This is a genomic window from Candidatus Pelagibacter sp. PS_10_02, assembly GCF_059418005.1.
This window is the reverse complement of sequence record NZ_CM182076.1, coordinates 386965-400197: the sequence shown is the minus strand read 5'-3', so window position 1 is coordinate 400197 and position 13233 is coordinate 386965. Positions and strand designations below refer to the sequence as shown.

The window sequence follows — 13233 nt, the reverse complement described above, 5'->3', positions numbered from 1 at the left end:
AGTTTTACTATTTTAAGAAGCTTTTTTCTTCTCGTTCTCGTCAACTATGTGATAAACTGGAACTTTCTCAAGTGAAAATTTACCAGTTTTAGGATCACGTCTAGAAACCGTTAAACAATGCCAATTATCATCGTCAAGTTTCATGTGATCACCTCTGTAATAGTAACCAGGCCAACGTGTTTCCTCACGAAACATAGTATGTTCTGTAACACACTGTGAAGTTAAAGCTCTATGCTTTAATTCCCAAGCTCTCATTAGTTCGTGGTAATCTTTAGCACCAACGTTTTCTAAATCTTCCTCTAACCAAGCCAATAATTCTAAGCCTCTTTTAAGCATATTACCATTGGTCATATAGTTAGTTGCAATTCCTCCAACATATTCGTCCATAATTCTTTGTAGACGTTGTAGTCCTTGAATAGGTGAAATGTAGCTTGGTGAAACGGTTCCACCAGTAATTTCGTTTTGACCTACAGTGTAGTTTTCCAAAGGTTTATAAACTGTAGCTTTAAAATCTTCACATTGTTTATCAGAAACTTTAATTCCTTCAGCTTTTTTATCTTCAATATATTTTACAGCAGCTTTTGCAGCTAAACGTCCTTCTGTGAAAGATCCAGATGAAAATTTATGTGCACTTCCACCAACTGTATCTCCAGCACCAAAAAGTCCATCAATAGTTAACATTCTATTGTATCCCCAAAAGTATTCTGGTGGAGATAAGTCTTCTGGTCCACTTACCCAAGCTCCTGAACAAGTTGCATGAGAACCCATAACGTAAGGCTCAGATGTTGTTAGTTCTGGATTTGTGTACTTAGGGTCAATATTTTGTGATGCCCAAACAACAGCTTGACCAACCGTCATACCAAGGAAATTTTCCCAGCCAACAGTCTCTAAATGTGGATCTTGGAATGCTTCAGTAGTAACCATGTGAATTGGTCCACCACCTGCCATTGTTTCTTGAATAAATGCATGATTTCTTAAACATGTTGGAGTTGGATGATGGTCAATGTATTCACCAACTAATTCTTTAGTTTGATCGTACCATTTCTTCTCGTAGTTTTCTCCATTCGCATTTTGAGTATAAGTTTTAAGATGTAAAAAATATGCCCCAACTGGACCATAACCATCTTTAAATCTACATAACACAATTCTATTTTCCATTTGTGTCATTTTAGCACCAGCTGCAATTGGTAATGCATAAGCAGAACCATTACTCCATGGTGCATACCAAGTTCTTCCCATTCCTTCACCAACGGCCCTTGGTTTGAAAATATGAGAGGCTCCACCTGCTGCAACGATTACAGTCTTTGATCTAAATACATGAAAATCACCGGTTCTCATGTTGAAGCCTACAGCACCACCTACTCTATTTTCTTGAGTCTCGTCCATTAAAAGATGAGTAATCATTATTCTATTATAAATTTTATCAGCAGATTTTTTGGCAGCTTCAGCAACAATTGGCTTATAGCTTTCTCCATGAATCATGATCTGCCATTTACCTTCTCTAAGGTAACGGCCAGTTTTTTCATTCTTCATCATTGGTAATCCCCACTCATCAAACATATGAACAGTTGAATCTACGTGACGAGCCATATCATATCCCAAATCTTCTCTAACCATTCCCATTAAATCATTTCGAGCATATCGTACATGATCTTCAGGTTGGTTTTCTCCCCACTGCATACCCATATAACAGTTGATAGCATAAAGACCTTGAGCAACCGCTCCACTTCTATCAATATTAGCTTTTTCAACACAGATAATTTTCATATCTCTGCCCCAGTGTCTAGCTTCAAATGTAGCACCTGTTCCAGCCATACCTCCACCAACTACTAAAACATCACAATCTTCAAAATGTGTCTTATGCTTAGCCATTAGTAGTAAACTCCTTTTTTAAATGAGTCTTTTGGAACTGATGGTAAATCTCCATCAATATTTAAACCTTTTGGTTCAGTGTAAAGTCTTTGTGAATTAATTTCACCTTGATTAGGTTTGTCAACTTCAGCTAATTTAGGTATAAATTTTCCCCAAGGCTTTGTTGTAATTGGAGAAACAAAATCCTTTGTAGTTCCATTTCTAAATTTAATTTTCCAAGAGATGGTTCCTTTTTCTTCTTCACGTCTAACTCTAACACTGTGACCCATTGGTGCAAAGTCTGCATAACCACGAACATCTATTGCATGATTAGGGCACGCTTTTACACATGAATAACATTCCCAACAAAAGTTAGGTTCAATATTTACTGCTCTTCTAATATTTTCATCAATGTGCATGATATCTGAAGGACAAATATCTACGCAGTGACCACATCCATCACATCTCGTCATGTATACAAAAGTTGACATATTATTTTACCTCTCTCTATTAATAGTGCTTTGGTTGTTCTCTTTTAATGCCTAATCCAAATTGTTTTGGTGCATCTGCAAGTGGAGGAAGATTATCTCTTGAACCATCTGCTTCAGCTAAGTTTTTTTGGATAGCTGCACCAGGTTTATAAAACATGTGTGCAAATTTTGACCAATAAACTCCCCCAAATAAAACAATGTTTGAGGTAATAAATAAAATTAAAAATAAATAACTAAGTCCCATTGAATTTGATGATTGAAAATAAGACCATGCAAGTCCAGTAGTTGCACAAGCTAATAATGCTAAAACAAATAAGTCTGCTTTAATAATTCTATACCAAGGATGAGCTTCGGCTAATACATCAACTCTTAAAAATAACCAAAACCAATATCCACCAACACAAGTCATAATTGCTCCAATATGCCAAATCATTGGCCATATTGTAGGTGTCATTATTTCTTTCCCAGTATAACAAAAAACCATTACAGCTGAGGCTACCCAAAATAAAATAGTGCCATACATACCTAGTACATGCGCAACTCTTCTTTTTCCTGCTCCAAGTTCTGCTGTTGTTGCAATGTCATGTACTACAGTTTTTAAAATTACAGATGTTTTTTCAGCTGCACCCAATTCTCTATCAGCTGACAATTTTGCTTTCTTTGCATTATTAAAAAAATAAGTAACGTTTTTATGATGGATCATCTGAATAATTGTTCCGATAATAATAAGAGCAATCATTGCTAATACAAAAAATTGTATTGCTGCTGGAGATATAGTTTCAGCCAAAACTGAAAAAGGGTTAATTGACATCATAATTAGTAGTACCTTAATTTAGATTCTATATTGATTGTGATTTTTTAGTACAGTTGAAATAATAGATCAACCGTTTTATATGGGTTATTTTATCATATAAGGTTTTACACCTTGCGCTTGTAGTGTTGTTGCTTTGGTATAACCGACCGAACTCCTCCTTGTGGGTTATCAACATCACCTTCTCTACGAGGAATTAAATGAATATGACAATGCAAGATTGACTGTCCAGCAATAGCTCCAGCATTTGTTCCAATATTAAACCCTTTAACTGCAGGATCTTTTAACATTATTTCTTCTTTAATTTGCTTGATTAAATTATTGCAAGCAATCACCTCATCATCAATTAAATCAAAATAATCCCTAACATGACGTTTTGGAATAATTAAACAATGAAATTCAGACACGGGATATGTGTCATAACTAGCATAAGCAAACTCATTTTCTGCAGCCAAACCACTTTGTTTAGAATTGCAGAATAGGCAGGGATTGTTTGGGTCAAACATAAATATTATTTATAGATAGAACATTTGTTAACTTCACTTTTATAAAAACTAGAAAATATTTTATAAAATTTTAAACTTTTTCTCTTCCAATTAATTTCATTAATGTTTTTTATTGATGCAACACCTTTTCCAGAACCGATAAGAAGGATTTCATCATACTCAGATAAATTTTTAATCAAAATATCTTTACTAATAATTTTTCCTAATTTCTTTTTAAAAAACCTATAAGTTATACCTTTATAAATATTATTTAGTGGAGAATACACTTTATCATTTTTTATAAATAGCATATTCGAAGTTCCACTTTCTAAGATAGTATTTTTGTAACAAAGTCCTACATCCGAGGTGGTATTATTCATTTTTGATAAATGCTTAAGTATAAACTTATATTTAAGATTTTTATATTTAGGATCAAATCTTTTATGATTTATGAGTTTTAAATTAAAATTTAATTTGGGAGTTTTTCTGTTTCTTAATGAAATTGATATCATATTTTTATTTATAGCAACCCTAAGAAGATGATTATAAGATTTTTTTCTATCAATATTTAATTTTATTAATTTAAGGATATTTTTTTCAAGATTAGGAGTATTTAATTTATAAACCTTTAAAGATTTAATTAAATTTTTAATATGTTTTTTAAAAAAAAGTATCTTAGCTGGTTTTCCAAAAATCCACATTGTTGTAAACACACCCTTGTCCCCCCAAAGATCATTAAAATTAATTTCTTGGTTGGTTTTAAGCTGATAAGATTTTTTTAATAAGTAAGTTACCATTTTCAGTTAAAAAAGATTCAGGGTGAAATTGAAAGCCATATATTTTTTCTTTATTATTTTCTATTGTCATTGCTGTATTTGAAATAGCACACCTCATTGTAATTTCAAAATTTTTGGCAGTAAACGGCTCTTTTAATTTTAGAGAGTGATATCTACCCACAGTGAATTGACTGTTTCTTTTAAATAATGAGTTTTTGCTAGTTACTTTTATTTTAGATTGGAAGCCATGGTAAATCTTTTTTTGTTCAATTATTTTTCCATTTTCACAATGAAGAATTTGTTGAAACCCGAGACAAATTCCAATAATTTTTTTTTTACCTTTAAATTTTTTATAAACCTCAGAACTAATTGGGTAGTCTTTCGGAGCACCTGGACCTGGTGAAAAAACAATAATATCTGCTTTTTTTAATTTATTTTGATTTATTTTATTAAAATTAGTGCAAACCACTTCATCAAAATTTTGAAATTGATGCACTACGTTTTGAGTAAAAGAGTCATGATGATCGATAATGTATATCATTTGTAAAGATCCATTAATGACTTTGCTTTAATATAGTTTTCATCAAATTCATGAGCTGCATTGCTGTCAATTACCACTCCTGAAGCCACAGAAATTTCTGATTTACTTTTAAAATTTAATATCGCTCTAATAATGATATTAAACCTCATATCCCCATTGAACTTTAAGTAACCAAAACTACCTGTATAAATATTTCTACTTTGTTTTTCCTGTTTGTTTAACAAATTTAATGTACTAATTTTAGGACATCCTATTACAGAACCCCCTGGCATCATTGCTTTTATAATCTCTAATGAGGTAACTTTATTCTTGAGTTGTCCTCCAATTAAGCTCACATAATGATAAAGATCTTTGTATTCTTCAACTATCTTCTTTTTTAAAATTTTTACTGAACCTGGTTTACAAATTTTAGATAGGTCGTTTCTTTCCATATCAACAATCATGTTGTGTTCTTTGGATTCTTTTAAGTTTTTTCTAAAAAAAGTAAGGGCTTTATTTTTATTTAATTTTTTAGTTTTCTTTAAAGTGCCTGCTATAGGCTTCGTTGTTATAAAATTTTTTTTTTTTGTTATCAAATTTTCAGGTGAGCAGCTTATTATTGAATAATTTTTATCCTTAATCATAAAGGCTTCGGGCGCCATATTACTTTTTACAAGTCTACAAAAGAAGTCTAAAGCATCAATATCTGATTTATTGCTATATTTAGTACAAATTTTAATCTGGTATGTTTCTCCAGATTTTATTTTCTTTTTAAATTTATCAAATATTTTCTTATAGGATTTTTTATTGATATTTATTTTAAATAAATCATTAGCATTTAATGATCTTGTTTTGTTATACTCAAGATTGTTTGAAAGTTTTATTTTTGTTTCAGGTTTGTAAAATATTCCTTTAGGGAAATTTATTGTTTTTTGTTTTTTAATTTTTACCTCAATTAAATTATTTAATATTTCATAACCAAAAAAACCAATAAACAGATCTGTTTCTTTATGGGGGGATCTTAATCTATTATTTTTGTTAATAAATTTTTCAATATTATTATTGTTTAAAATGATTTTTTTCGAAAAGTCTGTATAAAGATCAAACCCTTTATCTGATTTATAGATTATAAAGGGTTTCTTTGAATTATTTAAATCCAGTAAGTAGTTTTTCTTATTCAATTTCTATTCTGTTTTTAGTCTTAGAACTGCTTCTTCTTTAATTGGTAAATGTATTATTGCTGCAAAAACAGATAAAGCAATTGCTAAATACCAAGCATAATCATAAGAGCCATATAAATCATGAAATAGTCCTCCAAGAAATGCTCCAAAAAATGAGCCTACTTGATGACTTAAAAAAACTATTCCATAAAGAATACCAAGATATTTTGTTCCAAAAATATGAGCAACTATTCCACTTGTAGCAGGTACTGTTGAAAGCCATAAAAAACCAAAACTTGCACCAAAGATAAATGCATTAATGTTGCTTGCGGGTAAAAATATGAATAATATAATTGAAATTCCTCTCAATGCATAAATAGAACTTAAGATAATTTTTTTACTAATTTTTGTTGATAGATATCCACTTAATAAAGAACCAAATATATTAAATAATCCAATTAATGATAATATTGCAGCAGCCGTCCAGCTTTCTAAACCTCTATCTATTACGTATTTTGGGACGTGTGTTCCAACTAAAGTTATATGAAAACCACATACAAAAAACCCTGAGACTAAAAGTATATAACTTTTGTTTTTGAAAGCTTCCTTAAATGCCTCTATGGCGCTTTGGTTGTTTGGTTTTTCAATGGATTGAGCTAAAGAAGGAGATCTAACAAAGAAAGCCACTATAAGTCCAATAAATAAGAATATCGTGAATACAAAAAGTGTGTCCACCCATCCATTTTTAATTAACGAATAACTCGTATAAAGCGGAGAGATAAAATATCCTAAAGAACCAACGGCTGTCACTATACTCATTGCTATAGTTCTGTTTGATAGTGGAAAATGTTTTCCAACAATGGACATTGGAATACTAATTGCAGTTCCACCCAAACCAATTCCAACTAAAAGTCCTAAATCTATCTGAAAAAAAATTCCAGTATTTGGACCAGCATATAAAAAATAAATTCCTAAAATATAAAAAATAAAAGCTAAACAAATCGCTTTATGTCCACCATATTTGTCTGCAATGGCTCCAAATATAGGACCAGTTAAACCCCACATTAACATTTGAATGCCAATTGCTAATCCAGATTGAGTTATTGAGATATCCAGATCATTTTTAAAATCCATAAAAAACAAACCAAAAGTTTGTCTAACTCCAAGAGAAATTAAAACTACAATACAGGCTGCAATCAGCGTTATTAAAGCTGTTCTATTTTGAATAAATTTTTCTGAACTCATTTAACGTGTTTAATAGATCTTTTTAAATCATCAATGAGATCTTTTGGATCCTCTAAACCAATATGTAATCTAACTAAATGTTCATCTTTTGCTAATTTTAAATATTTTCTATTGCCCTGTTCTCTTTTGTCTTGATATAAAGCCAAACTTTCAAACCCACCCCAACTATAACCATAGCCAAATAACTTAAGAGAATTTACAAATTTGATCACAGAATTCTTATTTTTAGATTTTATTTTAAGACCCATTAATCCTGATGCACCAGAATAATATTTTTTCCACATTCTAAAATTGAATGAATCTTTTTTGTGGGGATATAAAAGTTTTATATTTTTGTAATTAGACAAAAATTCTGCAACTAACTTTGCATTTTTTTGATGTCTGTCTAACCTAACATCTAAAGTCCTAAGACCCCTTGTTATTAAATACGCATCATCTGGTCCAAGTCTTAGACCGGTAATTTTATTTGTTTTGTCAACTTGTTTAAAAACTTTTTTATTAACAGCTAAAGTTCCACCCATTACATCTGAGTGTCCTGAGTAATATTTAGTAGCTGATACTATAGACATATCAAATCCTAAGTTCATAGGTTTTAAAAAATATGGGGTTGCCCAAGTATTATCAATTGCAGTTAAAACTTTATTCTTTTTTGCAATTGAAACTATTTTACCTAAATCTTGAAAATCAAATGTGTTACTTCCTGGATTTTCAACAAAAATTAATTTAGTTTTTTTTGTAATTGCTTTTTCTAAAGTTTTTAGATCATGTGGGTTATAAAAAATTGATTTTATATTAAACTCACTTAAAAAATTTTCTGTTAAAATTCTTGTTGGTGAATATGTGGGATCAGCCACAATAATTTCATCACCCGGTCGGGTAACACTGAAGATTGACAAAAAAACTGCACCAAATCCTGTTGGAGTTAAAAAAACATGATAAGCCTCTTCAATTTCTTTAAGAATTTGTGATAAAATATGTGTTGTTGATGTACCTTGTCTTCCATAATCAAAATGTCCACCTGTTGGATCTTTTTTGCTTTTCTCTTGCATTTTTCTAATATCTTGCATGGATTTGAAGATAATAGTTGATGCTCGAACAATTGGAGGGTTGACTGACTGATTATGGTAATCTTTAGCTGTATGTTTAATGAATGTCTTAAAAGATTTAGTCATAAAAAATTTGATAAGTTCATGGGAGAATGCTATATCCCTCGAATTACGTCAATAAAATTAATTATAGGATAGTATGGGTTACCCAAAAAAACATAGAGGTCGAAGAAAACAGGGTTCTAAAAAAAGAAGAGCTAAAAGAAAAAATAAAAAGAAATAGTTCTTTCAATGGATAAGATTGCTAAGGTTAAATCCATAAGTATTTGGGTGTTCATTATTCCATTTATAGCAGTAAATGCTTGTCTAATATTAATCACTCAATTCCACTCTTTATTTCCAAATCAAGAGCACATAGTACATAATTCATTATGGCCTTATTTGGATGGTGGCCTATCTATCAGTAGAGCTGCAAGACCTTATCCTAGTTGGTTAATATTTAAACCAGCAATGTTTTTGACATCATTTTTGCTTATTAAATATTGGTATTATAACCGTGATATAATTTTAAATTTTAATGAAAACTATAAACATCTTAAAAAAATAATTTTTTTTGGTGTAGGTTCTGCTGTAGCTTTAAGTGTTCATTCAATATTTCTTGGAATTGAATTTGATAATAATTTATACAAACTATTTAGAAGAGTAATAATGTTAGTTTTTATTATATTTGAAATCACAGCACAAGCTTATCTAGTTGCTGCACTATATTCTTTTAAAGAAAAATTATCTAAATTTATAAATATTAAAGTTTTAAAATTAAAATTAATTTTAGTTTCAGTATTAATTATTGTTGCTGTAATTGCTATACCAGTGATTAGTTGGCCAGGAAATACCTTTAAATTTGTCAAACATGCACTTGAATGGGATTATTTTTTAGGTGTTATAACATTTTATCTATTAACTTATTTCATGTGGAAAAAAAAAATTAATTAGTTATCCACCCACCCCCAAGAACTTTATACCCATTATTATTTTTTGAATAAAAAACACACGCTTGACCTGGAGCAATACCATGCTCCTCTTCTAATAAAAGAACATTAGCTTTAGTGCTGTTTATATCAATTTTAGCTTTTATTAGTCTTCCAGTGGATCTAACTTTGACTAATAATTCTTTTTCGAAATCTTTATGATTATTAGTAATAATATTTAAATCTTTTAAATTTATTTCTGTTTTAACAAGATGCTCTTTAGAGCCAACGATTATTTCATTTTTATCAGCAATTATTTTTATTACATACAAAGGATTTTTATCAGAAACACCAATTCCTTTTCTTTGGCCAATTGTATAGTTAATTATGCCATCATGTACTCCTATTACATCACCGTTAATATTCTTGATGTTGCCTTTGCTAAAAGAATTAGGTCTAAATTTTTCTATAACAGAAGCATAATCACCATTTGGAACAAAACAAATATCCTGACTGTCTGGTTTATCTGCAACATTAAGATCTAAATCTCTTGCTATTTTTCTAGTTTCATCTTTTAGCAAGTTTCCAAGTGGAAATCTTAGAAAATTTAATTGATCTTTTGTTGTATTGAATAGAAAATAACTTTGATCTCTATTTAAGTCAATTCCACGATACATATCAGTATTATCAAAGTCTGTTATACTTTTTACGTAGTGTCCTGTAACTAGTGCGTCAGCTTTTAACCTTTTTGCTTCTTTAAACAAATCTGTAAACTTAACTGTTTTATTACATTGAACACAAGGAATGGGTGTTTCTCCATTTAGATAGCTATCAATAAAGTTATCAATAACTCCCTCTTTAAATTTATTTTGATAATATAAAATTTTATGTTCAATTTTTAATTTATCAGCTACCCTTTTTGCATCCATAATATCTTGTCCGGCACAGCATTGTTTTGAAGATGCGGTTTCTTTATTATCATTGTAGAGCTTTAGTGTTATTCCAATAACGTTATAGCCCTCGTTTTTCATCATCGCTGCAACTGTTGAGGAGTCGACTCCTCCAGACATAGCAACAACAACTAACGTATCTTTTGGATCTTTGGCTATTCCAATTGAATTCAATTTTGTCATATTTAATAATATTTATTAGTATATTATCTATAAGTAAATTAATGATTTTAGATTTTGAACCTGGTGACAAAGTAACTAATCCTGACAACAAAGAATGGGGTATTGGACAAGTTCAATCAATAATTAATGGTAAAGTTACAGTAAATTTTGAAAATGTAGGAAAAAAAGTAATCAATTCTAAACTAATAAAATTAAAAAAATTATATAAATGAATTTAGAAGAAAAAAAGAAAATAACCCTTTCGTTAATAGATACTTTTAATAAAGCAGGAAAAGTAGCTTTGGATCTTAGAGAAGCAGGATTAATAAAAGAAACTAAGTCGGACAGTACGCCTGTAAGTAATGGAGATATTGAGGTTAATAAACTTCTTACTAAGAAAATAAAAGAGATTACACCTAATATTATAATTGTTTCAGAAGAGAGTGCAAATCACAAGCAGGATATTGATTTAAATAATTTCTGGTTAATAGATCCAATAGATGGGACTAGGGATTACATAAATAATAGAAATGAATTTACTCTCAATGCATCATTAATCTTAGATAAAAAACCAGCAATTGGAATTATAACTGCTCCTGCAAAGAATAGAGTTTTTTACTCTTATGGATTATCACATAGTTATGAGTTGATTAACGCTCAAGAAATTCAATTAATAAATAAAAAAAAAAATCATGATACAATAACAGCTGTAAGTTATTCTAATGAATTGAAACCAGAGATTTTAGAAATACATAAAAAAAATAATATTACCTCATATCAAAAAATGAAAAGCTCCTTGAAATTTTGTGTAATTGCTGCTGGTGAATTTGATATGTATGTTGCTGAGCCTAGAGCTTGTGAGTGGGACATTGCAGCGGGGCACGCAATACTTGAACATGCAGGAGGTAAAATAACAGATTTTAATGGTCGTGAAATACTTTATGGTAAACCGAGTTTTAAAAACCCAAGTTTAATTTTAAAAAGTAAAAATATACTGTAATGGATGAACAATTAAGAATAATATTGATTATAATAGTTTCAGTTTCAATATTTGGTCTTGTAACTTTTGTATTTGTAAGAAATTATATCAAAAATATTATCAACCAATTAGTTAAGGAAGATAAAAAAAAATCAAAGTAGTTTAATTATCTTTAAATAGTCAGCTTGATCAATATCCATTATTCTTTTTGATGTTTCAAAGTCAAAACCATTTCTAGCAAGCAAAGAAATGTCTTTTTTGTAAAATAAAGGTCTATTGTCTTCTGCTCTAGCAGGCCCAATTCTCTTTTTTTTACAAATCTTTATACCTGAGAAAAAATCTTGATCAGAATTCTCCTCTTTAATCTTATCAATAGTTTCTTTGATGTAGGTGTCATCAATGCCCTTTACCATTAAGTAGTTTCTAATTTTATTAATTGAGCTACCTCTTTGAATAAGACTTCTTGATTTACTTTCTGAATAAAATTTATCACTAATAAATTTACTTTTTTCAAGATCTACTAAAACAATATCTATCAAGTCAGTAATATCTTGTTTTTTAACGTTAGGGACACTTGCTTTTAAATATTTTTTTAATAAGTAGGTTCGTAGTTGTTGTTTCGAAGGAGCATATTTCTCTATGTAAGCGAAGGAAAAATTTCTCATTTCTTCCATGGTAACTTCTAGTGTTTTTTTTCTATTTCTTATGGGAATCATGTTATCTTGTAATATAATACACTAAAAAATGATTGATCAAATTTATACATATTTTACTATTGAGATGATTTTTCTATGGTTGAATTTAGGTGTTTTGCCATTCTGGCTAGTGTTAATAATTTTTCCACAATCACAAATATGTAAGGTTTTTATAACGTCAATCTTTCCTATTTCTATAATAAGCTTGGTTTATTCCTATTTATTATATTCATTGTTTAATGATGGTTATGATTTTCTAGGAAATTTTGAGCTTTATTTAGGGTTAAGCTCAATTTTAAATCTATTTTCAGATAGATCTTTTTTAATTTTATTTTGGTGTCATTTTTTAGCTATAAATTTATTTTGTGGTGGATGGATCGTTAAAGACTCTCAAAAATTTGGTATCAATAAGATATTGATAACTTTACCTCTCATATTAACTTATTTTATTGGACCAATAGGAATTACTATTTATTGGTTTATAAGAATTTTTTATTCAAAAAAAATAAGTCTATATGACTAAGGAATTAGAATTCTATTTTGATTTTATAAGTCCATATGCATACCTGGCTCATAAAAAAATCCAGTCACTTCCAAGCAGTATTAGAACAAGTTATAAGCCTATATTGTTAGGTGGTCTTCACAATTTAGAGGGAATAACAGCTCCCGCATTTATAAAATCAAAATTAAAAAATATGATTAATGATTGTAATCTTGTTGCAAAAAAATTTAATTTTAATTTTAAGTGGAATGATAAGTTTCCCCTAAACTCATTAAATATCATGCGTGGTTATTTTTCAGTGAATTCAACTGTTAAAGAGCAGTATGTAAATACAATGTTTGATGCATATTGGAAAAACAATTTAGATATTACTGATGAAAAGATATTAATTACTCTTCTTAAAGATTGCAAAATTGATCCTGATCAATTTTTTGAAACAATTAAAGAACAAATGATTAAAGATAAATTAAAAGAGGCTACTAAAGATGCTCACGAAAAAGGAATATTTGGTGCACCAACTTTTATGATTAATAATAAAATATTTTGGGGTCAAGATCGATTGGAGTATGCACTAGATGAATATAGTAGTTAG

17 protein-coding genes are annotated in these 13233 nt (G+C 29.4%); 6 read left to right on the top strand and 11 right to left on the bottom strand.

The window, feature by feature from the left end; translation table 11 throughout:
• Positions 1–12: 12 nt before the first annotated feature.
• From aprA to AC5SL1_RS02115, 9 genes are all read right to left on the bottom strand, one after another.
• A complete protein-coding gene (aprA, locus tag AC5SL1_RS02155) occupies positions 13–1872 on the bottom strand; it encodes an adenylyl-sulfate reductase subunit alpha (RefSeq protein ID WP_494580490.1) in 1860 nt (619 codons plus the stop codon).
• Positions 1872–2342, bottom strand: a complete 471-nt coding sequence (gene aprB, locus AC5SL1_RS02150) for an adenylyl-sulfate reductase subunit beta (protein ID WP_494580488.1) — start codon at positions 2340–2342, stop codon at positions 1872–1874. The genes aprA and aprB overlap by 1 nt, the downstream gene beginning before the upstream one ends.
• A 19-nt stretch (positions 2343–2361) precedes the next feature.
• Positions 2362–3156 carry an adenylyl-sulfate reductase gene (locus tag AC5SL1_RS02145; protein ID WP_494600120.1) on the bottom strand — a complete coding sequence of 265 codons (795 nt, stop codon included), beginning with the start codon at positions 3154–3156 and terminating at the stop codon, positions 2362–2364.
• Between the two features lie 104 nt (positions 3157–3260).
• Entirely contained in the window at positions 3261–3659 is a 399-nt protein-coding gene (locus AC5SL1_RS02140; protein ID WP_494600119.1) for an HIT family protein, read from the bottom strand.
• A gap of 5 nt (positions 3660–3664) precedes the next feature.
• Positions 3665–4435, bottom strand: a complete 771-nt coding sequence (locus AC5SL1_RS02135) for an aminotransferase class IV (protein ID WP_494600118.1) — start codon at positions 4433–4435, stop codon at positions 3665–3667.
• Positions 4398–4955, bottom strand: a complete 558-nt coding sequence (locus AC5SL1_RS02130) for an aminodeoxychorismate/anthranilate synthase component II (protein ID WP_494600117.1) — start codon at positions 4953–4955, stop codon at positions 4398–4400. Before AC5SL1_RS02130 ends, AC5SL1_RS02135 begins: the two co-directional genes overlap by 38 nt.
• Positions 4952–6115, bottom strand: coding sequence for a chorismate-binding protein (locus AC5SL1_RS02125; RefSeq protein WP_494600116.1), 1164 nt, complete (start codon positions 6113–6115; stop codon positions 4952–4954). The genes AC5SL1_RS02130 and AC5SL1_RS02125 overlap by 4 nt, the downstream gene beginning before the upstream one ends.
• A 3-nt stretch (positions 6116–6118) precedes the next feature.
• On the bottom strand, positions 6119–7339 hold the full coding sequence (locus AC5SL1_RS02120; RefSeq protein WP_494600115.1) for an MFS transporter: 1221 nt from the start codon (positions 7337–7339) through the stop codon (positions 6119–6121).
• Positions 7336–8511: a trans-sulfuration enzyme family protein gene (locus tag AC5SL1_RS02115; protein ID WP_494580478.1), complete on the bottom strand. Its 1176-nt coding sequence runs from the start codon at positions 8509–8511 to the stop codon at positions 7336–7338. The genes AC5SL1_RS02120 and AC5SL1_RS02115 overlap by 4 nt, the downstream gene beginning before the upstream one ends.
• 165 nt (positions 8512–8676) lie before the next feature.
• Between AC5SL1_RS02115 and AC5SL1_RS02110 the strand changes: the two genes are divergently transcribed.
• Entirely contained in the window at positions 8677–9378 is a 702-nt protein-coding gene (locus tag AC5SL1_RS02110; RefSeq protein WP_494600114.1) for a hypothetical protein, read from the top strand.
• Here AC5SL1_RS02110 and mnmA read toward each other — a convergent pair.
• Entirely contained in the window at positions 9371–10486 is a 1116-nt protein-coding gene (gene mnmA, locus AC5SL1_RS02105) for a tRNA 2-thiouridine(34) synthase MnmA (RefSeq protein ID WP_494600113.1), read from the bottom strand. The genes AC5SL1_RS02110 and mnmA overlap by 8 nt on opposite strands.
• A gap of 41 nt (positions 10487–10527) precedes the next feature.
• Here mnmA and AC5SL1_RS02100 point away from each other — a divergent pair, with 41 nt between their 5' ends.
• The 3 genes from AC5SL1_RS02100 to AC5SL1_RS02090 are packed head-to-tail and all read left to right on the top strand — an operon-like array spanning position 10528 to position 11605.
• Positions 10528–10698, top strand: a complete 171-nt coding sequence (locus tag AC5SL1_RS02100) for a DUF3553 domain-containing protein (RefSeq protein WP_494586169.1) — start codon at positions 10528–10530, stop codon at positions 10696–10698.
• Complete coding sequence (locus AC5SL1_RS02095) at positions 10695–11465, top strand: 3'(2'),5'-bisphosphate nucleotidase CysQ family protein (RefSeq protein WP_494600112.1); 771 nt, start codon at positions 10695–10697, stop codon at positions 11463–11465. Before AC5SL1_RS02100 ends, AC5SL1_RS02095 begins: the two co-directional genes overlap by 4 nt.
• A complete protein-coding gene (locus AC5SL1_RS02090) occupies positions 11465–11605 on the top strand; it encodes a hypothetical protein (protein ID WP_494572666.1) in 141 nt (46 codons plus the stop codon). Before AC5SL1_RS02095 ends, AC5SL1_RS02090 begins: the two co-directional genes overlap by 1 nt.
• On the opposite strand, the gene AC5SL1_RS02085 is transcribed toward AC5SL1_RS02090, so the two are convergent.
• Complete coding sequence (locus AC5SL1_RS02085) at positions 11597–12160, bottom strand: regulatory protein RecX (protein ID WP_494600111.1); 564 nt, start codon at positions 12158–12160, stop codon at positions 11597–11599. The genes AC5SL1_RS02090 and AC5SL1_RS02085 overlap by 9 nt on opposite strands.
• 28 nt (positions 12161–12188) lie before the next feature.
• On the opposite strand from AC5SL1_RS02085, the gene AC5SL1_RS02080 reads away from it, so the two are divergent.
• Both AC5SL1_RS02080 and AC5SL1_RS02075 read left to right on the top strand, forming a co-directional pair.
• Complete coding sequence (locus AC5SL1_RS02080) at positions 12189–12662, top strand: ABA4-like family protein (protein WP_494586171.1); 474 nt, start codon at positions 12189–12191, stop codon at positions 12660–12662.
• Positions 12655–13233: a 2-hydroxychromene-2-carboxylate isomerase gene (locus AC5SL1_RS02075; RefSeq protein WP_494600110.1), complete on the top strand. Its 579-nt coding sequence runs from the start codon at positions 12655–12657 to the stop codon at positions 13231–13233. The genes AC5SL1_RS02080 and AC5SL1_RS02075 overlap by 8 nt, the downstream gene beginning before the upstream one ends.